This window comes from Pseudomonas sp. AC355, from assembly GCF_979258205.1.
Genome location: NZ_OZ409843.1, coordinates 607,356 through 632,427 on the forward strand (window position 1 = coordinate 607,356; position 25,072 = coordinate 632,427).

Below are 25,072 nucleotides of genomic sequence, written 5' to 3' on the forward strand. Positions count from 1 at the left end.
CTGGCGGCTATCGCAGCGCGCGAGGCATCGGACTCGGGGTTCGACACCACAGCAGTGGCTTGGAGTTCCCCATACTCATGGTCGCGGATGATAAAGACTGCAGAATAAAGCGCCAGCGCCTTCGCTGGCGGCGCGATTCAGGGCAGTTGCAGATACCCGAATATTCCGTTTGTCGGCGATAGATTTTGTTCATGAGCGCAATGCTGTCACTTTGCTATCTTTCTATTGCGCCTCTGCAAAAAATATAGGGGGCGTGTCTTGCTGGGCCGACAAGGAGTGGTTGGTTAAAACGCTCTAGTCATCCGGTGCCGCCATGAACCTTCGTAATTTCAATATCGCCCCCCGTGCCGCTTTTTGTTTCGCCCTCATTACCTTACTGGTCGTGGTATTGGGGACGTTCTCGCTATTCAAGTTGGGTGACCTGTACGAGGCCGAGCAGGATATCGAAGCCAATTGGATGGTCAGCATCCAGGCCACCAGCGAGATGCAGAAGGATCTGCTCAACATTCGCCTGGAAACCCTGAGGCTGCTGGCCGTTGGTGAAAGCACCGGGCAGAAATCGATCGATGAAAGTGCTGCGCAAAGCTACCGCACAGCCCTCCAGCAGGCGCTGCAGCAGTATGGCGATCACCTGGTTTCTAGCCCTGCCGAGCGAACCCTTTTCGAGCATGTGCGCACCAGTACGCAAACCTATCTCAGTGGCCAGCAGCAGATCGTTGACCTGCTGCACCAGACGCAGATCCAGCAAGCCCTTGATCTGGCTAACGGCCAGGTGCGCAATGACGGCACTGCTCTTCAGCAGCAGCTTGACGAATTGACTGCCTACAACATGCAGGGCGCCAAACAGGCCGGGCTTACCGCCAGTAAAACCTATGAGCATGGGCGTACCGGCGTGGTGGTGACCATCTCCGTCGCTGTGCTGCTGACTGTATTGCTGGCAACCTTGCTGACGCGCTCTATCGCCGCGCCGATCAACGAAGCACTGGTCAGCGCCGAGACCATCGCCTCCGGTGACCTGACCCGCACCGTTCAAGTCAGCGGCAAGGACGAAGCGGGGCGCCTGCTGGCCGCCCAGGCGACCATGCAGAAGAACCTCAACGAGGCGATCCGCCAGATCAGTGATTCGTCCACGCAACTGGCCGCGGCTGCAGAGGAAATGGCCTCGGTGACGGAGGAGAGCACTCGCGGTTTGCAGAGCCAGAATGCCGAGATCGACCAGGCCGCCACCGCAGTTACCGAGATGAGTGCGGCGGTCGAAGAGGTATCGCGCAATGCCAGTGGCGCCTCTGATGCAGCGCGCGATTCGACCCTATCGGCGAATGCCGGTAACCAGCATGTGGCGCGCACGGTGGCGGCGATTCGTCAGTTGTCGGGCAATGTGGTTGAGGCATCCGATCAGGTTCAGGGGCTTGCCAATCAGGCGCGTGATATCAGCAAGGTGCTTGACGTGATTCGCAACGTCGCCGAGCAGACCAACCTGCTGGCGCTCAACGCGGCCATCGAGGCCGCGCGGGCCGGTGACCATGGCCGTGGTTTTGCTGTAGTGGCGGACGAGGTTCGTGGCCTGGCCCACCGTACTTCTGCTTCTACCCAGGAAATCGAACAGATGATCGCCGCAATTCAGGCCGGTACCGAGAAGGCTGTGCAAACCATGCGTACCAGCAGTCAGGAGGCGACCAATACCCTGCAGGTCGCCGATGAGGCGCGCAACGCCTTGGGGCAGATCGTCGACTCCATCGGCATGATCAATGAGCGCAACCTGCAGATCGCCACCGCTTCAGAAGAGCAGGCCCATGTTGCCCGTGAGGTCGACCGCAACCTGGTGAGCATCCGCGATCTGTCGATCCAGAGCGCTTCCGGCGCCGACCAGACGGCAGCGGCGTGCAGCGAACTGGCTCGTCTGGCCCAGGGGCTCAATACGCTGGTAGGCCGATTCAAGTTGAGTGCGTGACATGAGTGAGCGGGCTAGCGGCTCAGTGACCATGGTCAATGAGCCGCTAGCCTGGCTATGATGCAGGCCATGAGCCTATCGACGCCGATCCGCCATCCCTGTCCGCCTGGCGCTTGCGACTGCGAGCGTGAACAACTGCTGGAAACTGCCAGCGGCGATCAGCGCATCCTGATGCTGACCAAGGCAGAGGAGAAACGCCTGCTCGAGCGTCTGGAAAATCTTGCCAGCCTGGAAGACCTCGAGCGTATGCAGCAGCGTATGTTCGAGCAACTGGGCATTCGCGTAGAAGTCGCTCCCGGCTTCAATGAAGTGCGCAGCATGCGCGGGATTGCCATTGAGGTGACGACCTTTCCCGGCCTGTGCCGCAAAACTCGCCAAGCCATTCCAGCGGCCATTCGCCGGGGCCTGGAGCGGCGCCCGGAAATCGCCTACGCGCTGCTCAACGCCAACGATCTGTTTCGCGATCTTTGAATTCCACGGCAGACGCCTAAAGGTTTCGGCAGTCCGCCCCCAGCGCCTGATAGCGCGCGTCGAAATCAGCGGCCAGAGCGGCCACGGTAATCATCGATAACCGTTGCAACAGTAGTGCCTGTGCCTCGTCGAAGGCTTGAGCCAGGGCGCTGTTGACCGCTTGTTCAACCAGGCACTGAGGGTGTTCAGCGGCCAGGCCAATACTGAAGATCGACTGCGTGCCCAGTGCCTCGTGAATATCCAGCAGGGTGATATCCGCCAATGGCTTGGCCAGCGCCCAGCCGCCGTTGTGGCCCTTGTCCGAGGTCACGTATCCCTTGTCGCGCAGCAGGCCCATGGTTCGGCGCACTACCACGGGATTGGTTTCCAGCATCCTGGCGATGGTTTCCGACGTGGTGCGCTGCTCATGGCGATCCATATGGATCAGCACGTGCAGCATGCGTGACAAGCGGGTGTCGTTTCTCATGAGCATCTCGAGGTAGAGCGGCGTTGAGACGGAAGTATGGTTCGTAATGAGTAAAGTTACGAGAGTTGACGTGACCACATTACGTAACTTATGGTGTTTCGTGATGGCCTGGGCTTAACCGGGCTCGGCATGGAGGAGTGATGCCATGAGTTATGACGCAATCATTATTGGCGGCAGCTATGCCGGCTTGTCCGCGGGACTACAGCTGGCACGCGCGCGCCGTCGGGTGCTGGTGATCGACGGCGGCGTGCGGCGCAATCGCTTCGCCAGCCATTCCCATGGCTTTCTTGGCCAGGATGGACGACCGCCTGCAGACATTGCTGCCGATGGCCGCGCCGAGCTGATGGACTACCCGAACGTGACCTGGCTGGTCGGTGAAGCGGCCGAGGTGCGTGGTGGCAGCGACGCCTTTGAGGTGACGCTGGCCAACGGGCAAACGCAGTCCGGGCGGCGTCTGGTGCTAGCCGGTGGCGTGCGTGACGAGCTGCCGGCCATCGACGGTCTGGTCGAGCGCTGGGGACGCAGTGTTTTTCATTGTCCCTACTGCCATGGTTATGAGCTCGATCAGGGCCGCATCGGCGTACTGGCCGTCTCGCCGATGTCGATACACCACGCGATGATGTTGCCTGACTGGGGTAGCACGACATTTTTCACCAATGGCGTCTTTGCCCCCGACACCGAGCAACTCGAACAGCTGGCAAACCGAGGCGTGGTGGTTGAGCCGGAGCGGGTGAGGTCGATCAGCGGCGAGCGGGTCGATATCAACCTGGCCGATGGCCGCAGCGTTGCCGTTGACGGCCTGTTCGTGATGCCACGTACCCACCAGAACAGTCCGCTGGCCGAGCAGTTGGGTTGCACGCTTGCCGATGGCCCGATGGGCCCGTATCTGCAAACGTCCGAGACGCAAGAAACCAGCGTGCCGGGTGTATTCGCATGCGGCGACGCAGCCCTGGCCGCGGGCTCCGTGGCATTGGCGGTAGGAACCGGCGCAAGGGCAGGGGCGGGCGCTCATCAGTCGCTGATCTTCCGCTAGAGGGGCGCAGATCAATGAATCGGCTCCAGCGCTGAGGCATACTGTCGGTTCCTTTGCCATGACCGAATTGTCCCGTGCAGATGCCTGGTTTCCGTCTCAATAAAGCCACTCGCTACCGAACTCTCCAACGTCTTGTCAGCCACTGCTTGCTCGCAGTGGCTGCCTTGCTGTGCGCCGCAGGCCTGGCTCATGCCGAAGCGGATATCGCCGCAGGTGAGGCGTTGTTCAAGCGCAACTGTGGCAATTGCCACAATGTTGGGCCAGGCGCCCGCGCAGCCTTTGGCCCGCAGCTCAACGGCATCGTTGGCCGTGAGGCCGGGTCGACGAGCGACTACCGCTATTCGCCGGCCATGAAGGACTCCAGCGTGGTCTGGAGTCGAGAAACCCTCAGCGCCTTCATCAAGGATTCCGACGAGGTCGTGCCCGGCAACAAGATGCGCTTCTGGGGCATTGGCGATCAGCAGAAAATCGACAACCTGTTGCTCTACCTCGAGTCTCACCAGAAACAGTAGCGCCTAGGCGCTCTTATGCCGCGCGTCAGCCATTCAGTCTGAACGAAGCCCCGCATGCCGGTTCTGAAAATACACAGACTTTTCAACCGGCGGACGGCCTGGCCGTTCGCGATCCGCCCTCTCAACTCTCGGGATCGCTATGGCAGACGAAGAACAGATCAACTGGTTGGTCGAGCAGTCCATGCTGCATGCGGCCCGCCAGCGTACGCGTCTCTATTCGGGGCAAGCGCGGCTTTGGCAGCAACCCTATGCGCTGGCCCGCCCACGTAGCGTCACGGCGGTCGCTTCGGTGTGGCTGGCGGTCTATCCGGCGTCGATCATTACCGCCCCAGACGGCTCTGTGCTTCAGGCGCTCGGCGATGAACGCCTGTGGGCAGCACTCTCCGAGCTGGGCGTGCAGGGCATCCATACCGGGCCGCTGCGGCGTGCGGGCGGGTTGCAGGGGCGTGAATACACCCCAACTGTGGATGGCAACTTCGATCGCATCAGCCTGGAGATCGACCCGCAGTACGGCAGCGAAGAACAACTGGTTCACCTGAGCCGTGTGGCGGCTGCGCACAATGCGGTCACCATCGATGACTCGATTCCGTCGCACACCGGCAAGGGCGCGGATTTTCGTCTGGCAGAAATGGCCTACGGCGATTACCCCGGCCTCTATCACATGGTGGAGATTGCCGAAGCCGATTGGGTGTTGCTGCCGCCGCTTCCCGAAGGCCGTGACTCGGTGAACCTCTCGCCGGTGGTGGTCGATGCCCTGCGTGACAAGCATTACATCGTCGGCCAATTGCAGCGGGTGATCTTCTTCGAGCCGGGCGTCAAGGAAACCGACTGGAGCGCCACCGGCGAGATTACCGGCGTGGACGGCAAGATGCGGCGCTGGGTGTACCTGCACTATTTCAAAGAGGGCCAGCCCTCGCTCAACTGGCTGGATCCAACCTTCGCTGCCCAGCAGTTGGTCACTGGCGAGTCGCTGCATGCCATCGACGTGATTGGTTCACGGGTGCTACGCCTGGACGCCAACGGCTTCCTCGGTGTCGAGCGGCGCAGCCATGGCAACGCCTGGTCGGAAAGCCATCCGCTGTCGCTGACCGGTAACCAGCTGCTTGCCGGCATGATCCGCAAGGCCGGGGCGTTCAGCTTCCAGGAATTGAACCTGACCCTGGATGATATCGCTGCGATGTCTCAGGGCGGCGCGGATCTGTCTTACGACTTCATCACCCGGCCTGCCTACCAGCATGCGCTGCTGACCGGCGAGGTGGAGTTCCTGCGTCTGATGATGCAGCAGATGCACGATTTCGGCATCGACCCTGCGTCGCTGATCCACGCGCTGCAGAACCACGACGAACTGACTCTGGAACTGGTGCATTTCTGGACGCTGCACGCCAACGATACCTACGTGTTCCGTGGGCAGAGCCTGCCTGGCAGCATCCTGCGCGAGCACATTCGCGGCGAGATGTACGAGCGCCTGACCGGCGAGCATGCGCCTTATAACCTGAAATTCGTCACCAACGGTGTGGCCTGCACCACGGTGAGTATCATCACCGCGGCGCTGGGCATCCGTGATCTGAATGCCATTACCGATGCCGACATCGAGCAGATTCGCCGCGTGCATCTGCTCCTGCTGATGTTCAACGCCATGCAGCCGGGTGTGGTTGCCTTGTCCGGTTGGGATCTGGTCGGCGCATTGCCGCTCGATCCAGAGCAGGTGGCCGAACTGGTTGCCGATGGCGACACACGCTGGATCAACCGTGGTGGCTATGACCTGGTCGATCTGGACGCTGAGTCGGAGCTTTCCGCCGAGGGCCTGCCGCGTGCCCGTCATCTGTACGGCAGCCTTAGCGAGCAGCTGCTCGATCCGCAGTCGTTCGCCTCCCAGGCGCGGCGCATGTTCGCAGCGCGGCGTTCCCATGGCGTGGCGTCCAGCCGGCAAATCGCTGTGCCGGTGACTAACCATCCGGCGCTGTTGATCATGGTGCATGAGCTGCCAGCCGGGCGTGGCATTCAGGTCACGGCGCTGAATTTTGGTGCCGAGGCGCTGAGCGAGGTGATCACCCTGGAGCATGTCGAGCCAGGGCCGGTGGTGGATATCATTCATGAGCGGCTGATCGGTGATTTATCCGCTGACGGTGAACTGCATATCCAGCTCGAACCTTATGAGGGGCTGGCGCTGCGTATCGCCAGCATGGCGCCGGGGATCGCACCATTGGATCACTGATGCATATTCCTTTTCGGGCTAAGCACATAATCATTGGATATTTGAGGGCGTGCGCTGGCACACCGTATCGTCCATCCCCATAGGGGCTGGCCATGGGTGCCGGTCGCAGTTTGAGTTGAGGTTTCAATGAACAGCGAGTTTGCCACCAGCAATGCCGGTGGCACGGAAGCAGAAGGTTCATCCCATTCGATCAATTGGCAACTGGAGCAGACCGTTGCTGGTTTACGTGCGGCCCGCGCCGAGTGGCGCAACCGCTCTGGCCGCGATCCTGAGCTCGGCGGCCGTGAGCTGCCGTCACGGCAGGCGGTTGCCGCAGTGCTTAGCGGGCTGTGCGGTGCATTGTTTCCAATGCGCCTTGGGCCGCCTGAGCTACGTGAGGAAAGCGAGGACTATTACGTTGGTCACACGCTGGATCGCGCACTCAATAGCTTGGTCGCGCAGGTTCGCCTGGAACTGCGTTATGCCGCGCGTCAGCGTGGCGAGGGCGTAGAACGGGTTGATCAGCAATCGGTTGCTATCGTTCGTGATTTTGCCGCGGCGTTGCCGGCGCTGCGCCGGCTACTCGATCAGGATGTGGTGGCTGCTTTCAACGGCGACCCGGCGGCGCGCAGCGTAGACGAGGTGCTGCTCTGTTACCCCGGCGTGCTGGCGGTGATCTATCACCGTCTGGCTCATCATTTGTACCGCACAGGTTTGCCGCTGCTGGCGCGCATCGCCGCAGAAACCGCCCACGGCGCCACTGGCATCGACATCCATCCGGGTGCGCAGATCGGCCACAGCTTCTTCATCGACCATGGCACGGGTGTGGTGATCGGCGAGACCGCGATCATCGGCAATCATGTGCGTATCTACCAGGCCGTTACCCTAGGCGCCAAGCGCTTCACCAGTGACGAAAGCGGGCAGTTGCACAAGGGCCAGCCGCGCCACCCGATCGTCGAAGACGATGTGGTGATCTATGCCGGCGCCACCATTCTGGGCCGCATCACCATCGGCAAGGGCTCGGTAATCGGCGGTAACGTCTGGCTCACCCGCAGTGTCGAGCCTGGGAGTAATGTGTCTCAGGCCAGCGCTCAGCAACGTGAATGCTGAACTGACATGGCTTGATCTGTGTCACAGGATAGTCACGCAAATTTCATAGACTCGCTGCGAGACCAAAGAGAAAAGAAAGGAGAAGAGAGATGGATGATTATCAGGAAGAGTTGCTCGAGTCCCGCGCCCTGGAACAGGACGTGCCCGAGTTCGCTGAAGATGCAACCGAGCTGTAACTGCTTGTTTGCGGCAAGACCGGGGCTTGAACGGTAATCCGTACAACCCATTTGCCAGAAATCAAAAGAAAAGGCCCGATGCGTATGCATCGGGCCTTTTCGTTGCTGCGCTGTTTTAGCGCTGGCGCTTTCGACAGGTTGTCACTGCGTCAGGGCTTTCACCAGGCTCTCGACGTTACCTTCCAGCTCAGCCAGCGGATCGTCGCTTTCGGTTTCCAGCACCAGCAGCGGGATACCGGCAGCCTTGACCGCATCCGCTACCGGTTGCGGCGGTTGGCGGTGATGCAGCACCAATGCCACGTCATCGTCCTTCAATGCGGTGGTCAGTGCTTTCAAGGACTCGGCATCCCATTCGCGGTCGTCACGGCTGTCGCTGCTGACCAGATCCAGGTTGAGGCCACTGACCAGATAATCCAGGCGATTGGTAAGGCTGTAGACCGACAGGTTGTCGGCCTTGGCCAGTTCGGCCTCGCTGTGTGCATTGAGCTTGAGCAGCCGCTGCTTGATGGTGGCCAGGTTCTGCTCGACCTTGCCTTTGGCGTCTGGTGCGAGGCGTACCAGGTCGGCAGCCATCACGTCGGCCATACGCCCCATATTATTGATCGCCAGCCACGGGTGGCCGGCCAGGTCGTTGTCGTCCGCGCTTTCGGCCTGGGTAGCGATGCCGGGCAGGGCACCGTCCACCGGACGCGCCGCGTCGATTTCGACGATGCGGATATTGCTGCGCCGGGCCATGGGGTAGAGCGGGTCCTCCGACCACAGCGAGCGCAGGCCAATGGCTGCGTCGGCATCCGCTGCGACCTTCTGCAGCGCAGCAGCGCCACGGCCAGCGAAATACGACACCTGGCGGCTGGCCGGAAGGTTCGCGGGGGCGGCGCGTTCGATGCGCACGGCGGTGCCTTCCAGCAGATCGCTGGCAAGACCGAAGGTGATGGGTTGCGAGACCAGAACGCTGACGTCCTTGGCCAGGGCGAGGCCGGGCAGGCTGAGGAGCACGGCGAGGCCGAATTGATGGAGGCGATGGGTCATCCCAGGTTCCCTTTCAAGCTTGGTACGACGCCGCGCGCGATGGCGGCGAGGGCGAAGGCGATGCCCGCGATCATGATGATTGCGGCACCGGAGGGGATCGGCAGATCCAGCAAGATGGGCATGAGTATGCCGAGCAGTGTGCTGACGGTGGCGATCAGCACCGAGAGCCAGAAAAAACCTTTCAGTGACTGGCTGAGGAGTCGCGCCGCTGCAGCCGGAATGACCAGCAGGGCACCGACCAGAATGGCGCCGATCACCTTGACCGCAGCCACGGTGATCAGCGTCACCAGGATCACGAACAGGTAATCCAGGGTCTTCACGGCCACGCCGCGCACGGCCGCCAGTTGTGGGTTGAAGCTGGCCAGCATGATGCGGTTGTACAGCGGCAACGCCAGGGCCATGACCAGCGAGCCGACCACCAGTAGCACCAGCAGGTCGGTGCCATTGACCGTCAGTACCGAGCCGAACAGCACGTTCTCGAGAATGTGCACGTTGATGCGCCCGGCGAGAATCAGTAGCAGGCTGGCGCCCATGGCCAGGGAAACGGAGAGGAACACACCGATCAGCGTGTCCGGTGCCAGGCCGGTGCGATTGCGCAGGTAGTTGAGCAGGATGCCGAATAGCAGGGCGTAGCCGAACAGGGCGCCGTAAGGGCCGGTGTAGGGCTCGCCGAGCAGGATGCCGATGGCCACACCGGTGAGTGCCGCGTGGCCGACCGCTTCGGAGAAGAAGGCGAAACGCTTGACCACCACCAGGGTGCCGAGGCCGCCCAGTACCGGGCCGATCAGCAAGCCGGCGAGCAGGGCGTTGATGACGAAACCATAGACCAGTGCTTCAGGTAGATAGCCGGCGGACGCCCAGCCCTGAATCATCATGCGGAACTGTTCGTAGTCGATCATAACGGCGAGGTCTCCGCAGCGCGTACATGGGTGGAGAACAGGCTGAGCAGGCGCTCTGGGGTCAAGGCTTCAGCGGGCGGTGCGTCGAACAGCACGCGGCGGCTAAGCCCCGTGACGCGATCGGCCAGGCGCTTGACCGCTTCCAGGTCGTGCTCGATCCACAGGACGCTGATGCCGGCGCGGCGCCAATCACCGAGCAGGCGTTCGAAGACCTGAATGCCGGCTTCGTCCAGTGCCGACATCGGCTCGTCGAGTACCAGCAGTTGCGGCGCTGGGATCAGCCCCTGGGCCAGCAGCACGCGCTGGCGCTCACCACCAGACAAGGCGCCCATGCGTCGCTTGCGCTTTTCCAGCATGCCGACCCGCTCCAGGGCCTCATTGATGTCCTTGGCGTAGTGTTTCGACAGGCCGAGAAAGGCCGGGCGGCGCTGGCACATGGCGGCCATGAAGTCGTCCACGGTCATCGGTAGGCCACGGTCGAATTCCAGGGCTTGAGGCACGTAGCCGATGGTGCCGACGGCGTCGGGCCACTCCAGGCTGAGTTTGCCCTGGTGGGGCATCTGGCCGAGCAGGGTCTTGATCAGTGAGCTCTTGCCGCCGCCGTTGGGGCCGACCAGGGCATGCACACTGCCTGGCTTGACCTGAAAACTGACATTCTCGAGGATTTTCGTGCGGCCCAGCACCAGGCTGACCTGCTCGAAGTCGATAGTCGGGCCGATAGCGGTCACGCTCAGGTTTTCGGCCACGGTCATTTGCCGGCGTCCTGAATAGCGCGCACCACGGTGTTCATGTTGTTGGTCATTTCCTTCTCGTACTTCTCGGCGCTGTATTCGCCGTAGGAAATGTGTGAGAGCGGGTAAAGCTTGACGCCCGACTCGCGCTGGATGGTGTCGACGTAGGTGGACGGGAAGTCCAGTTCGGAGAAGATCACTTTCACGTCCAGTTCACGCAACTGGTCGATGGTCTTCTTCAACTGGCTCGGGCTCGGCTCGATGCCGTGTGCCGGTTCCACCACCGCGGTGACTTCCAGGCCGAATTCGCGCAGCAGGTAGTCGTAGGCCGCGTGCACGGTGGCCACACGCAGGTCGGCGTTCGGCGCCTCGGTCAGTTGCGCTAGGGCATCGGCGCGCAGCTGGCGCAGGCGTTTGCCGTAGGCGCGGGCGTTCTGCGTGTAGGTCTTGGCATTGTCCGGATCGAGCTTGCCCAGCTCACGGGCAATATTGTTGATCTGCGCGATGGAGGCGCTGATCGACAGGAAGGTGTGCGGGTTGACCACCTTGCCGGCGCCGCGTGCGGCGATGCCGGTGGCAGCCAGCAGCGGCACGTTGGCGTTGGCTTCGATGACCTCGATATCCGGTTTCTCGCTGGCGGCGATCATGCGGTCGGCAAAGTCGTCATGGCCGACGCCGTTGAGCACCACTACGTCGAGCGAGCCGATACGCTTGATGTCTTCCGAGCGTGGCTCGTAGGCATGGGGGTTGAAACCGGCCGGAATCAGCGGCACCACTTCGGCCTTGTCGCCGACGATATTGCTCACGTAGCTGTAATAGGGGTGCAGGGTGATGCCGATACGCAGCTTGGCATCAGCAGCGCTGGCAGCACCGAGCAACAGCAGGGCGGACAGGCCGATGGTCAGGCGTGACAGCAGGGGACGTGCGCGGGAGGGGCGGAAAATGGGCATTGGCGGGCGGTCTTCTGTCGGGTGAATCGGAGGTGATCAGTGGCGATGTTGCCGGGTCACACCTGCGTCGTACTGGGAGGCGATCTGCTGCCAGCCGGCAGTGATCAGGCTTTGCGCGTCCAGACTGGAAGGCGCACTGGCGTTTGTGCGGTTGAGCCAGACGTCGGCCTGCTCGTGCTCGGCGTCGACCAGCATGAGCATCGAACCGGCTACGTCCAGAACCTGGCTGGCACCGAAATAGGCCGCCTCGTCACTGGGCAGCAATTGCCATTGGTGGCTGCCACGGCTAGTCGCGCTGGCATCGGCGGCGAACGGCGGAAAGCCTTCGTCGGCCAGCTCGGCGGGGCTCAGCAGCGCCTGTTCTTCGTCACGACGGATGCGGATCTCGTCAGCGGCCACGCGCAGATCGGCGTAGATGCCCTGTTCGGCGGCGGTGAGATCACGACGGGCATCTATCTGATGGCTCTCGATGCTGGTTTCGCTTTCCGTTTCGCCATGCCAGGCCACTACCGAGCCGGCGGCCAGTAGGATGACCAGGCACAGCAGCAGTACGTAGAGGGTTTCATGACCAGCACCAGCGGGGCGTACGACCTGAACCGTCATGGGGCCTCGATTTCGGTGTGGTCGATTTCCACGATGTGGCCGGGGCCTGCATCGAACAGCACGTAGAACTCGCCCTCAGGGCGCTTGAAGGTGATGGTCGAGTCTTCGGCCAACTTGCCAGGTACCAGGATGCTTTCGTCGTAGCCGATCACGTCCAGGGTCACGCCGGCAGCTCCGCTACCATCGGAAAAACCGCCGGTGCAGCGGATGTTCTCGGCGTCGATGTCTTCGCACTGGCACATCGGGTTGTGCGCCAGGGCTACACCGCTGAGCGAGAGCAGGGCGACGCCTGTGGCCAGACGTAGGGATTTAGAGTTGATCATTATTTGCCTCCTTGTTGTTTCTTCAGCCAGGCGACGGTGGACGGCGACGCCTGTTCGAGCGGCACGGCAGCTTGGTGCATGGAGCCATCCCAGCCCTCCATGGTGATCCACAGTTCGGCGTCGGGCTTGGTGCGGGCCGGTAATGGCACAGTGGCTCCCATGCGGTGGGCGCTACCGAAGAATATGCCACCCGCGGCGCGCAAGCTGCGTGGTTTACCGATGCGCAGGTAGGTGGCCTTGACCTGGCTGGCGCATTCGGTGCACAGCGCAGCATTGAAGGATTTCATGTAACCGGCTGGGCCATCGAGCTCTGGTGGGCCAGCACGAAATTCGGCCAGACGGATCGACCAGGGGCCCACCGCCACTTCACCGATCATGCGTTCGCCCAGACCGCTGGTGCCGGTGAACAGCGCGACATCGGCGAAGTACTTGGGCATGAACCCCAGCGGGATGAGCACTAGCAGGATGTTGATGTGGAAGCGCCACTTGTGCCAGAGGCGGCTCAGGGGCGAGGCTGGTTGTGCGGCAACGGCCTTGCTCATGCCTTCACCTCCGTGTTGTCGCTGCTGGTATTGGTTGCTCGGCTGCGGGCCGGCCGCTTGATCACCTTGGCGGTGGCCTGGGCGGTGCGTTTTGTCCAGATCAGCAGGCCGCTAAGTACCATCATGCTGAGCATCAGGCCGAAGAAGAACCAGATCATCTTGATCCAGATGCCGCCGAAGTCGCCGGTGTGCAGCGGGCGCATGGATTCGGTGACGAACTCCAGTTTGGAGCGATCTTCCAGCAGGCGCTGTTGCGCCACTTCGCCTGTGTAAGGGTTGATGGAGGCGCTCTGGAACATCAGCGGGTACCAGCCGCGACCGCTCACGGATATGTGGTCGTAGGCGTTGCTCGGCAAACGGGTGAAGCTCACGTCCAGGCTCGGCACCTTGCTGATGGCAATCTGCGCTGCTTCGTCCAGACCGATCATGGGGATCGGCTCGCCGGGTCTGACATTGGGCACGTCTTCACGTGCGACCACGGCAGGCACGCCCTCGGTCGAGATGGAAATCTGGTTGTCGAACAGGATCGCCTGGATCAGGAACCAGATGCCAGTGATCGACACCACGGCGATGAACCAGATCGACCAGATACCGCTCAGGCGGTGAAAGTCGCCCCAGAAGATCCGCGCGCCCTGGTTGAAGCGCAAACGCGGTTTGAAGAAGCCTTTCCAGAATTTCTTGTAGACCACCAGGCCGGTGATCAGCGACAGCAGCATGGGGATGCCCATCATCGACACCAGGTACCAGCCCCAGCTGAAACCATTGGTGAAGGGCACCAGCCACCAGCCGTGCAGGGCGCGGGTGAACTGGCGGAAGTCGAACTGTGGACTGACGCCCTGGATGTCGCCGGTGTACGGATTGACGTACAGCGTCGGCGTGCTGCCGTCCGGGTAGGCGACCCTGGCGGTAAGCGCAAAGTGGGATTCGTCCGGCCGGCTGATGGATTGCACGATGGTCTGCGGCTCGGCCTTGTTGATCGCCGCCAGCACTTCGCCAAAGGTCATCAGTTCTGCGTCGTCCGACGGTTTGGTGGCGCGTACGTCCGGGTTGGCCAGCCAGACGATTTCCTGGCTGACCACTGCCAGGGTGCCGGTGACGCAGACGATCAGCACGAAGAACCAGATGGGCAGTGCGAGCCAGCTGTGGACGAGAAACCAGATTTTTGAACGCGACTTCTTGGACATGGAATATCAGTCTTGTGAAAGGCCATGAGTCACTGGGCGGAGCAGCGAAAAAAGGCACTTTTATTAACGGACGAAACCCCGCCTGCCTTACGGCCTGCGAGGGTGGAAACCCGATGGTGAGTGTTGCGATCGCACTCTTGTGTGTAGGTTACTTATTAAGACGGATGAGAAGCGTAAAACCCGCAGCCGCAAATGAAAATAATTATTTCATAGATTCAGATGTACTGATGCTGTCTTTTCGACATGTCCGACGCAACTCACCCGGTGTTTGCTGCAGCCACCGCTTGAAGGCGCGCTGGAAGGGCTCTGCCGAGGAGAAGCCAAGCAGATAGGCGATCTCGCCGAACGACAGTTCGGTGTCGCGTACATAGGCAATGGCCAAGTCGCGGCGAGTTTCATTGACGATGGTACTGAAACGCGTGCCTTCCTCGGCCAAACGTCGGCGCAGCGTCCAGGTCGGTAGCTGCAGCTGTCGGGCGATCTCCTCCATGTCTGGCTCGCAGCCATGCAGACGTGGCCCGAGCAGTTGGCTGACCCGCTCACGCAGGCTGTGGGTGCGGGTCAGGCGCTGCAGTTCCTGCTCACAGAGTTGCAGCAATTCCTGCCAGGTACCGGGGCAGTGCTGTGGATTGCGCAGGCTCAGCGTTTGTTGGTCAAGCCGCAGGCCGTTAAAGGCTGCATCGAAGAGGGGCGGGCAGCCGAACTCGGGCTGATAGCGCTCAACATAGGTGGGGGGTGAGAACTCCACCTGTAGTGCTTCGGCTTGCAGGGGCATGGCGACGAGCGTACCCAGCTGCTGCAGCCAGCCCACGAGTACCGAATCGACCACGAAGCGGTTGTAAGCGTTGTACGGGCCGATCGAGTGAAAGCGTAGCCAGGCGCCGCTGCTGTCTTCCTGAAGGGTCGAGCGGCCGCGGTAGTTGGAGGCATACAGCAGTTCGAAGCGGATCAGCGTACGTGCCGCTTCGCGCACTGTGGGGGCTTGGGCGGCGGTAACGCCCGCCAAGCCTAATTGATGCAGGCGGCCGAACCGACCCATCAGCAGACCCAGCGCCGGTTCACCGGTAAGTCGGATGGCGCTGTGACCCAGGTGCATATAACGCGGAATCGACAGCCGTGCCCGGGGCTCGGCCAGGCGTGTGGCATCGAAACCATACTGTTCCAGCAATGCTTGCGGCGCGTGGCCCAGATGGCGAATGGCATCTGCCAGGCTGTACAGAAAGCCGACGGAGAGATCGCCCAGGCGAATGCGTGCGGGGTTCATGGGCTCGGACAACGCTCGTGGAAGGATCAGCAGAGTATCTCGACCTGCGCTACCTCACCAGTTTTGGTGTTACTCAGGATCAGTAAGTTGTTATTTATGATCATTGAGTGAGGGTCGTGGCTTCACTATTGTCTGTCGCATATCGACCGCTGCCCACAGAGGCTGCGGCATCCCGTGATCAACGCCAATGGATGCATGACCATGACCGCTTACCCGCATTTGCTCGCTCCGCTGGATCTGGGTTTCGTCACCCTTAAAAATCGCACCCTGATGGGCTCCATGCACACTGGGCTGGAGGAGAAACCTGGCGGTTTCGAACGCATGGCGGCCTATTTTGCCGAGCGGGCTCGCGGTGGTGTCGGCCTGATGGTTACCGGCGGTATCGCGCCGAACGAGGAGGGCGGGGTATACGCTGGCGCGGCCAAGCTGAACACCGCTGAAGAGGCCGAGAAACATCGCATCGTCACCGCGGCGGTGCATGCCGCCGACGGTCTGATCTGCATGCAGATCCTCCACGCCGGCCGTTACGCCTACAGTCCCAAGCAGGTTGCGCCGAGCGCCATTCAGGCGCCGATCAACCCATTCAAGCCACGGGAGCTGGACGAAGAAGGCATCGAGAAGCAGATCGCTGATTTCGTCAACTGCGCGGTACTGGCGCGCCAAGCCGGTTATGACGGTGTCGAGATCATGGGTTCCGAGGGATACTTCATCAATCAGTTCCTCGCTTCCCACACCAACCAGCGTACCGACCGCTGGGGCGGCAGTTTCGAGAACCGCATGCGTCTACCGGTGGAGATCGTGCGCCGGGTGCGCGAGGCGGTCGGCAGCGACTTCATCATCATCTACCGGCTGTCGATGCTCGATCTGGTCGAGGGTGGCAGTGACTGGCAGGAAGTCGTCGTGCTCGCCAAAGCCATCGAAGCCGCGGGGGCGACCCTGATCAATACCGGGATCGGCTGGCACGAAGCGCGTATTCCAACCATCGCCACCAAGGTGCCGCGGGCAGCCTTCACCAAGGTCACCGCCAAGCTGCGTGGCGAGGTGACGATTCCGCTGATCACCACCAACCGTATCAACACCCCGGAAGTGGCCGAGCGCGTGCTGGCCGAGGGCGATGCCGACATGGTGTCCATGGCCCGGCCGTTTCTCGCCGACCCGGAGTTCGTCAACAAGGCGGCGGCTGGTCGTGGCGATGAAATCAACACCTGCATCGGCTGCAACCAGGCGTGCCTCGACCACACCTTTGGCGGCAAGCTGACCAGTTGCCTGGTCAACCCGCGTGCGTGTCATGAAACCGAGCTGAATTACCTGCCGACCGCGGCGGTGAAATCGATTGCCGTGGTCGGTGCCGGCCCCGCCGGGCTGGCTGCCGCCACGGTAGCGGCCGAGCGCGGTCATCGCGTTACTCTGTTCGATTCGGCGAGGGAAATCGGCGGGCAGTTCAACGTCGCCAAGCGAGTGCCGGGCAAGGAGGAGTTCTTTGAAACCCTGCGCTACTTCAAACGCAAGCTGGAAACCACCGGCGTCGAACTGCGTTTGAATACGCGGGTCAACGCTGAGGAACTGATCGCCGCTGGTTTTGACGAGATCATCCTCGCCACCGGTATCGTGCCACGTACTCCGGCGATTCCCGGTATCGAGCATACCAAGGTGATCAGCTATCTGGACGCCATCCTGCAACGCCGGCCGGTCGGTCAAACGGTCGCGGTGATCGGTGCCGGCGGCATCGGTTTCGATGTCAGCGAGTTCATCACCCACGCGGGTGCGGCCACCAGCCTGGATCGTGATGCGTTCTGGAAGGAATGGGGCATTGACCCTGCCCTGCAGGCCCGGGGTGGCGTTGCCGGTGTTCAGGCCGAGGTCGAACCCGCCGCGCGCCAGGTATTTCTGCTGCAGCGCAAGAAGAGCAAGGTCGGTGACGGCCTCGGCAAGACCACCGGCTGGATCCATCGTGCCGGGCTGAAGAACAAGCGGGTGCAGATGCTCAATGCCGTCGAGTACCTGAAAGTCGACGACGAGGGCCTGCACATTCGCATCGCCGATGGCGAACCGCAGCTGTTGCCGGTGGATACGGTGATTCTCTGCGCCGGGCAGGATCCGCTGCGCGAACTGCAGGATGAACTCGTGGCTGCCGGGCAGGCGGTGCACCTGATCGGCGGTGCAGATGTGGCCGCCGAGCTGGATGCCAAGCGCGCCATCGATCAGGGTTCGCGTCTGGCCGCTGCTCTCTGAGGCGCTGCTTTCGGGAGGCTCTACCGAGCAGGTCACAGTTTGGCTTAGCCGTTCGTCCTGCGGCTGAGTGACTGCCAACCGTGTCACACAGTGGATGGCGCGTTCTCGCCTAGACTTGCTGAGCTGCAGATTTTACCGCTGCAGCTAATGTGCAACCGAGAACGGTCATTTGTCTGGAGAACATCGATGAGCAAGCCGCAACTGATTGAGGCCGTGATGTTTTTCGCTGATGACGGCAGCATCAGTAAGCAGATGTTCTACACCGAATTCGAGACGCTGCTCGATGGCTTGGTGAAAATGTCGGATTTCGCTGACCAGCAGGTTCGTGTCGTCTACATGACGATCAATGCACGCTTGCAGATTCGCTCGGTTGTGTTCTTTTATCTAGACTTCGACGAAAGCGGCGCACCCGACAGCGGCTGGAACATCCCGCTGCAGCAGTTGGCCGAGCGTGCTGGCCGTGGCCCTGATCTGGGTGGCGGGCCGATTCGTCTTGCTTGCCGCAGCCAGTGCCCGGTGTCCTGGCATCAGATGCACCTCTGGGATCCAAGCCTGGCCGCAGGCAACAACGACCTGGCCTTGCTGCGCGACACCGTCAAACTCAACAGCCTCGGCATCCTGCTTCGCGAGGAGGAGGCCAGCAGTGTTTCTCCGGCACGCCTGCAGGTGGCCTCTGAGGATCAATGGTACGCCGCCGACTCGTCCCGGGAGTTGGCCGAGAAGCTTGCCGAGCGGCTGTCTCGCGACTATCGGCAGAAGGCCGCGCAGTTGGTCAAGCAGCAGCGTGAGCGTCTTGCCAGTTTGGGCCAGGAGCATCAGGCCGAGCTCGCTGCCGCCGCGTTACAGGCCAAAACGCAAATTGCCGGCTTGCAGGGGCAGATCCAGGCACTGCAACAGGCTGTACGTCAGCATGAAATGCTCAACAAGACCGTCAAGGGACAACTGACCGAGCAACTTGCCATTCAGCAGAGTGAGCGCGACGAGATGGCAGTTCGTTTGCGCGCAGCAGAGCGTCATGCACGCACCGAACGTGAAATCCTCCGTGAGCAGTTCGATGAAGAGCTGCGTGCGCGCCTTATCGCTACCCAGGCTGCGGCAGAAGAGCAGGCCCGGCGTCATGAAGCAGAAGCCACGCAGCGCGGTGCCCATCAGGTGCTCGAACGTCTGGCAGGGCAGGGTGTGGTGTTCGTGGTGTTCCATCCGGGTGCCGGCCACCTCACCGTGCCGCTGCAGGATGTCGACCGCTATTTGGCCAGCCCCCTAGGGTATGCGGCGAGTAAATGCTTTGTGTCCGAAAGCCAATACCGCCAATGGCTGGAGCACTACCAGCGCCCGCGTTGCGAGGGCCTGCAGGCCAGCGGCCAGCGCTGCGACGTAGCGGTGGAGCGTATCGAAACGCCGGGACGCTTCGTGTTGGGTGACTCCAACTGCTGCATGCTGCACAAGGCTGCGGCGCGCCTGCGTACCGTGGGCTGAGTTAAACTCGCAGGCCCTTTCGCTAGTCCCACCGCGTGTTTCCATGAGTCCATTTTCCCTTGCTCTCGCCAGTGGCTGGCGCGCCCATGCGCTGCTGCAGCATCTCTCATTCGATTGGTTGGCTGGCGTTGAGTTGGCGGTATTACGGCTGGATCTGATCGATCCGCTGATCAGTGGCAACAAGTGGTTCAAGCTCGCTCCGCACCTGCACATCGCCGCGCAGCAGGGCGCTCGCGGCATCATCAGCCTGGGCGGTGCCCATTCCAACCACCTGCATGCGTTGGCTGCTGCCGGCCAGCGTTTTTCGTTCGCGACCGTCGGTCTGTTACGCGGCCACCCTCAGAGCACGCCAACCGTCAGTGACTTGCAGCGTTTCGGCATGCAGATTCATTGGCTGGGTTATGGCGGCTATCGTGAGCGTCACCTTGCGGGCTTCTGGACGCAATGGCAGGCGCGTTATCCCGATTTCTATACGGTGCCCGAAGGTGGCGGTGGTTTGCCGGGCGCTCAGGGCTGTGCCGATCTGGTCGAATTGGTGGCAGCGCAATTGCCGTCGCTGGGCTGGAGCGATTATCACGGTTGGTGGCTGGCTGCCGGTACCGGCACCACTCTGGCGGGGTTGGTGATGGGCGAAGGTGGGCGACGACCTGTTCATGCCGCACTGGCGGTGCCGTTCGATCATGGTGTGCCGGAGCAGGTGCAGGCATTGCTGGCGCAAGCGGGTCTGGCCGATGCCGGCTACCAGTTGTTCGATGCATGCCGCGGTGGCTTCGCGCGGCAGGATGCCGAACTACTGGGCTTTATGGCTCAATGCGAAACCCAGAGCGGTTTACCACTGGAGCCGCTGTACACCGCCAAGGCGCTAATGGCCTTGCGCGAAGCCATTGGCAGTGGGGTGATCGAGGCTGGCTCGCGACTGATCTTTGTGCATACCGGTGGGTTGCAAGGTAGACGAGCGGCCCTCGCGCCTGGTTCTTCTGTCGTTTAACCCTGAACAGGCCAATCGTCGTCGACCAGAAACAGGCGTTGGCGCTCATGCAAATAGCCGGTGGCATCGGGTCGTAAGTCGACCAGCAACTGAGCGTCGGCATGCTCGGGTAGCTCGTCCAGCCAGGCGTGTAGGCGAGAGCTCGACCAGCTCTCCTGCTGTGCCATACGGGCAGGCGCAAGCCATGCGTGGCGCGGCAACGGTTGCCAGCGTGCGTCCCTATCCTTTGCGTGAAACGCTGGCCATTCGCGCCGATGCAGCCAGGTGCCGCGCAGATGCGCTGGATGGGCGCCTGCTGGTGGCGAGCAGGGGCGGGCATGGGGATAGAACAGATAGCCGCCGATCCACATGGCCGCCTGGATACGGTTGTCCGTCACTGCATCCAGAACAGGGCGGGCATCGGGATGTGCCGACAACGGCAATTGATGGGTGGTGAGATGGTCGAGTTTGATATCCAGGCGGTCGTGGCTGCCTGGAACCGATCCAGTGTGCCGGCTCTGGCGAGGGCGCACCCAGATAGAGCTTGATGGCCAACTCCAGATGATGCACGCCGCTGCCATCGCGCAACAGCAGATCCAGCTCGCCAAGGGTGTGACCGCCCTGGCGGATCGGCAGATTGGCAGCCAGCACCTCGACGCCGGGTGCTGCGTGCAGGGCGAACTGCCAGAGGCGTTCATAGTAGAGGCCCAAGCGGCGTACCGAGCTGCGCGACAACCAGGTTTGCAGGGGCACGCAATCCTGATCCTGGCGCAGTAACCAGTCCGCCAGCAGACCCGGCTCAGCAGCCCAGGGCGTTTCGATTAACGGATGGCGCTGTTGCCAAGTCGTGCGAGCGAGCAAGGGCGGTGATAACAGCGTCCAGGCCAGATCCCGCACCGCTGGCTGAGTCAGGCGTTGAGGCAGGTCGGCGAGGCAAGCGAAAGGGTTCATGCCGCAAGCATAGGGGCTTTTGTTCGATTGGCGCGAAGGTTTGCTGCTGAAGTAGCGTTTCACCCATAATCGGGACACTAGAGCCAGAGCGTCGCGGGAGCCCCATGGAGCAGTTTCGTAATATCGGCATCATCGGCCGCCTGGGCAGTACCCAGGTGCTAGACACTATTCGCCGTCTGAAGAAATTTTTGCTCGAACGCCAGTTGCACGTGATTCTCGAGGACACCATCGCCGAGGTTCTCCCCGGCCATGGTCTGCAGACATCTGCCCGCAAGCACCTGGGCGAGTTCTGCGATCTGGTGATCGTGGTCGGCGGCGACGGCAGCATGCTTGGCGCAGGTCGCGCCCTGGCCCGGCACAAGGTACCGGTGCTCGGCATCAACCGCGGCAACCTGGGGTTTCTCACCGATATCCGTCCGGATGAGCTGGAATCCAAGGTCGCCGAGGTGTTGGAAGGCAACTACCTCACCGAGAATCGCTTTCTGCTCGAGACCGAAGTGCGCCGTCATTCCGAGGCGATTGGCCAGGGCGATGCGCTCAATGACGTAGTGCTGCACCCGGGCAAGTCCAACCGAATGATCGAGTTCGAGCTGTACATCGACGGCCAGTTCGTCTGCAGCCAGAAGGCCGATGGCCTGATCGTCGCCACGCCGACCGGCTCCACCGCCTACGCGCTGTCGGCTGGCGGGCCGATCATGCATCCCAAGCTGGACGCCATCGTCATCGTGCCGATGTACCCGCACACGCTGTCCAGCCGTCCCATCGTGGTAGATGGTAATAGTGAGCTGAAGATCGTCGTCTCCAAGGATCTGCAGCTCTATCCGCAGGTGTCTTGCGACGGCCAGAACCACTTCACTTGCGCCCCTGGCGACACCATCACGGTGCGCAAGAAATCCCAGAAGCTGTGCCTGATCCACCCGCTGGATCACAACTATTACGAGATCTGCCGAAACAAGCTGGGATGGGGTAGCCGGCTCGGCGGCGGAGGCGACTGATGCAGCTCGACTCGTCTCGCGGTTATGACCTGATCGGAGATATCCATGGCTGCGCCAATACCTTGGTGCATTTGCTTGAGCGCCTGGGCTATCGCCGTCAGAACGGTACCTGGCGCCACCCGCGGCGTATGGCGATTTTTCTGGGTGATCTGATCGATCGTGGCCCGCACATTCGCGAGGCGGTGCACCTGGTGCACGATATGGTGCGTGCCGGCGAGGCGCTGTGCATCATGGGCAACCACGAGTTCAACGCGCTCGGCTGGATGACACCGGCGCCGCCCGGTAGTGGCCGACAGTATGTGCGTGAGCACAGTCCACGGCATGCGCGGCTGATTGGCGAAACCCTCAAGCAGTTCGACCCGTACCCCGATGAGTGGCGCGATTTCCTGGCCTGGTTCTACGAACTGCCACTATTCATTGATGCTGGGCATTTTCGTGTGGTGCATGCCTGCTGGGACGACGGAATAATCGCACCGCTGCGCCAGCAGTTCCCGGACGGTTGCATCGACGAACACTTCCTGCAAGCTTCGGCAGTGCCCGGCAGTTACGCCTGCACTGTGCTTGATCGATTGCTGCGCGGTACCGATATGCGCCTGCCTAATGGCCTGAGCATGACCAGTGGCGATGGCTTCACCCGCTCGTTCTTTCGTACCAAGTTCTGGGAGGACAACCCGCAGACCTACGGCGACGTAGAGTTCCAGCCCGATGCCTTACCTGAGTTGGTGGCGCAGATGCCGCTCAATGAAATGCAGAAGACCGAGCTCTTGAAGTACGGGCCGGAACAGCCGTTGCTGTTCGTGGGCCACTACTGGCGCAGCGGCATTCCTGCGCCGATTCGCCCCAACCTGGCCTGCATCGACTACAGCGCGGTGATGTACGGCAAGTTGGTGGCTTACCGCCTGGATCAGGAAACCCGCCTGGATCCGCACAAGTTCGTCTGGGTCGACGTAGAGAAACCAGAGGCTCCACGATGAGCGCCGTGATTGCCTTGCGTGTGCCGCTCGATGCGGATCTGGCGCCTTTCATTGCGCTGTTGCGCAATCTGGGCGTCTCTCACCGCGTGGCGGAGCAGGCCAACGAGCAAGTGCTCTGGGTGCCCGACGAGCACACGGCGGATCAGGTTCGCGAGCTGTATGCCCGGGTGCCGGAGGGCGATCCCAATCTGCAGCCGGTGCGCACCCAGGCCGTGCGCGAGCGCCCCGGCTTGCTCTCTCAGGCGAAAGGCAGCCCGCTGACGCTGATCGTGCTGGTGCTGACACTGCTGGTCGCACTGTTGACCTGGGGCGGTGAAGACTACGATGTGGTGCGCTGGTTGAGCTTCGTCGACTTCCATATCGATGGTCAGTACATCTACTTCGGTACCTTCACTCAGGCGATGGACAGTGGCCAATGGTGGCGCGTGCTCACGCCAATGCTGCTGCATTTCGGCCTGCTGCACCTGACCATGAACAGCCTGTGGTATTGGGAGCTGGGTCGCCGCATCGAGGTACGTCAGGGCGCCGTGATGCTACTGCTGCTAACGCTGTGGTTCGGTCTGGCAGCCAACGTGGCGCAGTATGTCTACGGCGGGCCAGCCTTGTTCGGCGGATTGTCCGGCGTGCTCTACGGCCTGCTCGGGCACTGCTGGTTGTTCCAGTGGCTGGCCCCGAATGCGGCCTATAAGCTGCCGCGGGGCGTGCTGGTGAGCATGCTGATCTGGCTGTTGATCTGCATGACCGGCGTTTTCGAGCTGTTGCAGTTCGGCGCCATCGCCAACGCCGCCCATGTCGGTGGATTGGTAGCAGGGTGCGTCACCGGGCTGATTGGCGGTCTGCTGGCACGGCGTTTACAGCGCGGTTGATCCCCGTAGCTGCCTCGGCTTGAGGGTCGAGATAGGGTAGAATCAGCGCTTTTCCAGCCTCGGAGCCAGTCATGTCCTCCTTTGTCGAATTGATCCGCAACATCACCCCGGACGTGTATGAAAGCCTCAAGCTGGCCGTCGAGATCGGCAAGTGGCCGGACGGCCGCAAGCTGACTCAGGAGCAGAAGGAGTTGAGCCTGCAGGCAATGATCGCCTGGGAGATCGAGAACCTGCCCGAGGATCAGCGTACCGGCTACATGGGCCCCTCCGAGTGTGCCTCGAAGTCCGCGCCGATCCCCAATCTGCTCTACAAATCGTCGGAAACCCTGCACTGATGTTAGAAGTAGCCCGTGGCGCCATGAGCAAGATGACAACCCAGCTCGACGCGCCAGTGCAGTATGCGTTTCGCCTGGGTGACGAGCAGATCGCCGTCAACCCGATGATCGGCAAGACCGTGCGCCTGGAGTTCCTGGGCGCGATTCATTGCAGCCATTGCGGTCGTAGAACCAAGACCAGTTTCAGTCAGGGTTATTGCTACCCCTGCATGCAGAAGCTCGCCCAGTGCGACCTGTGCATCATGAGCCCGGAACGCTGCCACTATGACGCCGGCACCTGCCGCGATCCCGGTTGGGGCGAGCAGTTCTGCATGACCGATCACGTGGTGTATCTGGCCAACTCGTCGGGCATCAAGGTCGGTATTACCCGCGCCACGCAGATCCCCACGCGTTGGATCGACCAGGGTGCGACTCAGGCGTTGCCGATCATGCGCGTGGCGACGCGCCAGCAATCCGGTTTCGTCGAAGATTTGCTGCGCACTCAGGTGGCCGATAAAACCAACTGGCGCGCACTACTCAAGGGCGATGCGACGCCGGTCGATCTGCTCGCCGTACGCGAGCGGATTTTCGAGGCTTGTGCCGAGGGCATGAGCGCGCTGCAGCAGCGTTTCGGCCTGCAGGCGTTGCAGCCGCTCAATGACCTGCCAGTGGTTGAAATTGCTTACCCGATCGAGGGCTATCCCGGCAAGATCACCAGCTTCAACCTGGACAAGAATCCCGTCGCAGAGGGCACGCTGCTGGGCATCAAGGGTCAGTACCTGATGTTCGATACCGGCGTGATCAATATCCGCAAGTACACCGCTTACCAGATCGCAGCCAGCTGCGCCGCCTGACCGGC

Annotated in this window: 24 protein-coding genes and 1 pseudogene; 14 read left to right on the plus strand and 11 right to left on the minus strand. The window is 61.7% G+C overall.

Annotation, left to right across the window (positions count from 1 at the left end; all coding sequences use genetic code 11):
* Positions 1-313 precede the first annotated feature (313 nt).
* Together ACZ0AI_RS02930 and ACZ0AI_RS02935 are read left to right on the plus strand one after the other, a co-directional pair.
* The gene (locus ACZ0AI_RS02930) at positions 314-1,951 is read left to right on the plus strand and encodes a methyl-accepting chemotaxis protein (RefSeq protein ID WP_463564490.1); all 1,638 of its coding nucleotides are present in this window, start codon (positions 314-316) and stop codon (positions 1,949-1,951) included.
* Positions 1,952-2,020: 69 nt separating this feature from the next.
* Positions 2,021-2,422: a hypothetical protein gene (locus tag ACZ0AI_RS02935; RefSeq protein ID WP_463564491.1), complete on the plus strand. Its 402-nt coding sequence runs from the start codon at positions 2,021-2,023 to the stop codon at positions 2,420-2,422.
* A 16-nt stretch (positions 2,423-2,438) separates the two neighbouring features.
* Here the strand turns inward: ACZ0AI_RS02935 and ACZ0AI_RS02940 are convergent, their stop codons facing one another.
* Entirely contained in the window at positions 2,439-2,888 is a 450-nt protein-coding gene (locus ACZ0AI_RS02940; RefSeq protein ID WP_463564492.1) for an Rrf2 family transcriptional regulator, read from the minus strand.
* A 145-nt stretch (positions 2,889-3,033) separates the two neighbouring features.
* Between ACZ0AI_RS02940 and ACZ0AI_RS02945 the strand changes: the two genes are divergently transcribed.
* The 4 genes from ACZ0AI_RS02945 to epsC all read left to right on the plus strand — a co-directional run bounded on the left by ACZ0AI_RS02945 (position 3,034) and on the right by epsC (position 7,737).
* The gene (locus ACZ0AI_RS02945) at positions 3,034-3,921 is read left to right on the plus strand and encodes an NAD(P)/FAD-dependent oxidoreductase (RefSeq protein ID WP_463564493.1); all 888 of its coding nucleotides are present in this window, start codon (positions 3,034-3,036) and stop codon (positions 3,919-3,921) included.
* A 155-nt stretch (positions 3,922-4,076) separates the two neighbouring features.
* Positions 4,077-4,433 carry a c-type cytochrome gene (locus ACZ0AI_RS02950; protein ID WP_463564494.1) on the plus strand — a complete coding sequence of 119 codons (357 nt, stop codon included), beginning with the start codon at positions 4,077-4,079 and terminating at the stop codon, positions 4,431-4,433.
* A 139-nt stretch (positions 4,434-4,572) separates the two neighbouring features.
* Entirely contained in the window at positions 4,573-6,648 is a 2,076-nt protein-coding gene (gene treS, locus ACZ0AI_RS02955) for a maltose alpha-D-glucosyltransferase (protein WP_463564495.1), read from the plus strand.
* Between the two features lie 126 nt (positions 6,649-6,774).
* Entirely contained in the window at positions 6,775-7,737 is a 963-nt protein-coding gene (epsC, locus tag ACZ0AI_RS02960) for a serine O-acetyltransferase EpsC (RefSeq protein WP_463564496.1), read from the plus strand.
* A 317-nt stretch (positions 7,738-8,054) separates the two neighbouring features.
* On the opposite strand, the gene ACZ0AI_RS02965 is transcribed toward epsC, so the two are convergent.
* The 9 genes from ACZ0AI_RS02965 to ACZ0AI_RS03005 all read right to left on the minus strand — a co-directional run bounded on the left by ACZ0AI_RS02965 (position 8,055) and on the right by ACZ0AI_RS03005 (position 15,438).
* Positions 8,055-8,942 (minus strand): metal ABC transporter solute-binding protein, Zn/Mn family, encoded by an 888-nt coding sequence (locus tag ACZ0AI_RS02965; RefSeq protein ID WP_463564497.1) that lies wholly within the window; start codon positions 8,940-8,942, stop codon positions 8,055-8,057.
* Positions 8,939-9,841, minus strand: a complete 903-nt coding sequence (locus ACZ0AI_RS02970) for a metal ABC transporter permease (protein WP_225831547.1) — start codon at positions 9,839-9,841, stop codon at positions 8,939-8,941. The genes ACZ0AI_RS02965 and ACZ0AI_RS02970 overlap by 4 nt, the downstream gene beginning before the upstream one ends.
* Positions 9,838-10,593 carry a metal ABC transporter ATP-binding protein gene (locus ACZ0AI_RS02975; protein WP_463564498.1) on the minus strand — a complete coding sequence of 252 codons (756 nt, stop codon included), beginning with the start codon at positions 10,591-10,593 and terminating at the stop codon, positions 9,838-9,840. The genes ACZ0AI_RS02970 and ACZ0AI_RS02975 overlap by 4 nt, the downstream gene beginning before the upstream one ends.
* The gene (locus ACZ0AI_RS02980) at positions 10,590-11,522 is read right to left on the minus strand and encodes a metal ABC transporter substrate-binding protein (RefSeq protein ID WP_463564499.1); all 933 of its coding nucleotides are present in this window, start codon (positions 11,520-11,522) and stop codon (positions 10,590-10,592) included. The genes ACZ0AI_RS02975 and ACZ0AI_RS02980 overlap by 4 nt, the downstream gene beginning before the upstream one ends.
* 36 nt (positions 11,523-11,558) lie before the next feature.
* Positions 11,559-12,125: a DUF6162 family protein gene (locus ACZ0AI_RS02985; RefSeq protein ID WP_463564500.1), complete on the minus strand. Its 567-nt coding sequence runs from the start codon at positions 12,123-12,125 to the stop codon at positions 11,559-11,561.
* On the minus strand, positions 12,122-12,448 hold the full coding sequence (locus ACZ0AI_RS02990; protein ID WP_463564501.1) for a hypothetical protein: 327 nt from the start codon (positions 12,446-12,448) through the stop codon (positions 12,122-12,124). Before ACZ0AI_RS02990 ends, ACZ0AI_RS02985 begins: the two co-directional genes overlap by 4 nt.
* Complete coding sequence (locus ACZ0AI_RS02995) at positions 12,448-12,990, minus strand: thiamine pyrophosphate-binding protein (RefSeq protein WP_463564502.1); 543 nt, start codon at positions 12,988-12,990, stop codon at positions 12,448-12,450. The genes ACZ0AI_RS02990 and ACZ0AI_RS02995 overlap by 1 nt, the downstream gene beginning before the upstream one ends.
* A complete protein-coding gene (locus ACZ0AI_RS03000; RefSeq protein WP_463564503.1) occupies positions 12,987-14,174 on the minus strand; it encodes a PepSY-associated TM helix domain-containing protein in 1,188 nt (395 codons plus the stop codon). Before ACZ0AI_RS03000 ends, ACZ0AI_RS02995 begins: the two co-directional genes overlap by 4 nt.
* A 202-nt stretch (positions 14,175-14,376) precedes the next feature.
* Positions 14,377-15,438 carry an AraC family transcriptional regulator gene (locus tag ACZ0AI_RS03005; RefSeq protein WP_463564504.1) on the minus strand — a complete coding sequence of 354 codons (1,062 nt, stop codon included), beginning with the start codon at positions 15,436-15,438 and terminating at the stop codon, positions 14,377-14,379.
* Positions 15,439-15,633: 195 nt separating this feature from the next.
* Between ACZ0AI_RS03005 and ACZ0AI_RS03010 the strand changes: the two genes are divergently transcribed.
* The 3 genes from ACZ0AI_RS03010 to ACZ0AI_RS03020 all read left to right on the plus strand — a co-directional run bounded on the left by ACZ0AI_RS03010 (position 15,634) and on the right by ACZ0AI_RS03020 (position 20,134).
* A complete protein-coding gene (locus ACZ0AI_RS03010) occupies positions 15,634-17,670 on the plus strand; it encodes an oxidoreductase (protein WP_463566041.1) in 2,037 nt (678 codons plus the stop codon).
* Positions 17,671-17,856: 186 nt separating this feature from the next.
* Complete coding sequence (locus ACZ0AI_RS03015; protein ID WP_463564505.1) at positions 17,857-19,146, plus strand: chromosome partitioning protein ParA; 1,290 nt, start codon at positions 17,857-17,859, stop codon at positions 19,144-19,146.
* A 43-nt stretch (positions 19,147-19,189) separates the two neighbouring features.
* Positions 19,190-20,134, plus strand: a complete 945-nt coding sequence (locus ACZ0AI_RS03020) for a 1-aminocyclopropane-1-carboxylate deaminase/D-cysteine desulfhydrase (RefSeq protein WP_463564506.1) — start codon at positions 19,190-19,192, stop codon at positions 20,132-20,134.
* Here the strand turns inward: ACZ0AI_RS03020 and ACZ0AI_RS03025 are convergent.
* A pseudogene (locus ACZ0AI_RS03025) lies at positions 20,131-21,064 on the minus strand (DUF1853 family protein). The gene ACZ0AI_RS03020 and the pseudogene ACZ0AI_RS03025 sit on opposite strands and share 4 nt — an antisense overlap.
* A 104-nt stretch (positions 21,065-21,168) precedes the next feature.
* Here ACZ0AI_RS03025 and ACZ0AI_RS03030 point away from each other — a divergent pair.
* The 5 genes from ACZ0AI_RS03030 to ACZ0AI_RS03050 all read left to right on the plus strand — a co-directional run bounded on the left by ACZ0AI_RS03030 (position 21,169) and on the right by ACZ0AI_RS03050 (position 25,067).
* Complete coding sequence (locus tag ACZ0AI_RS03030; RefSeq protein WP_225831572.1) at positions 21,169-22,059, plus strand: NAD(+) kinase; 891 nt, start codon at positions 21,169-21,171, stop codon at positions 22,057-22,059.
* Complete coding sequence (locus ACZ0AI_RS03035; RefSeq protein WP_463564508.1) at positions 22,059-23,033, plus strand: metallophosphoesterase; 975 nt, start codon at positions 22,059-22,061, stop codon at positions 23,031-23,033. Before ACZ0AI_RS03030 ends, ACZ0AI_RS03035 begins: the two co-directional genes overlap by 1 nt.
* Complete coding sequence (locus ACZ0AI_RS03040; RefSeq protein WP_463564509.1) at positions 23,030-23,899, plus strand: rhomboid family intramembrane serine protease; 870 nt, start codon at positions 23,030-23,032, stop codon at positions 23,897-23,899. Before ACZ0AI_RS03035 ends, ACZ0AI_RS03040 begins: the two co-directional genes overlap by 4 nt.
* 71 nt (positions 23,900-23,970) lie before the next feature.
* Positions 23,971-24,234 (plus strand): YeaC family protein, encoded by a 264-nt coding sequence (locus tag ACZ0AI_RS03045; protein ID WP_225831586.1) that lies wholly within the window; start codon positions 23,971-23,973, stop codon positions 24,232-24,234.
* Positions 24,234-25,067, plus strand: coding sequence for a DUF2797 domain-containing protein (locus ACZ0AI_RS03050; RefSeq protein ID WP_463564510.1), 834 nt, complete (start codon positions 24,234-24,236; stop codon positions 25,065-25,067). Before ACZ0AI_RS03045 ends, ACZ0AI_RS03050 begins: the two co-directional genes overlap by 1 nt.
* The last annotated feature ends 5 nt before the right edge of the window (positions 25,068-25,072 follow it).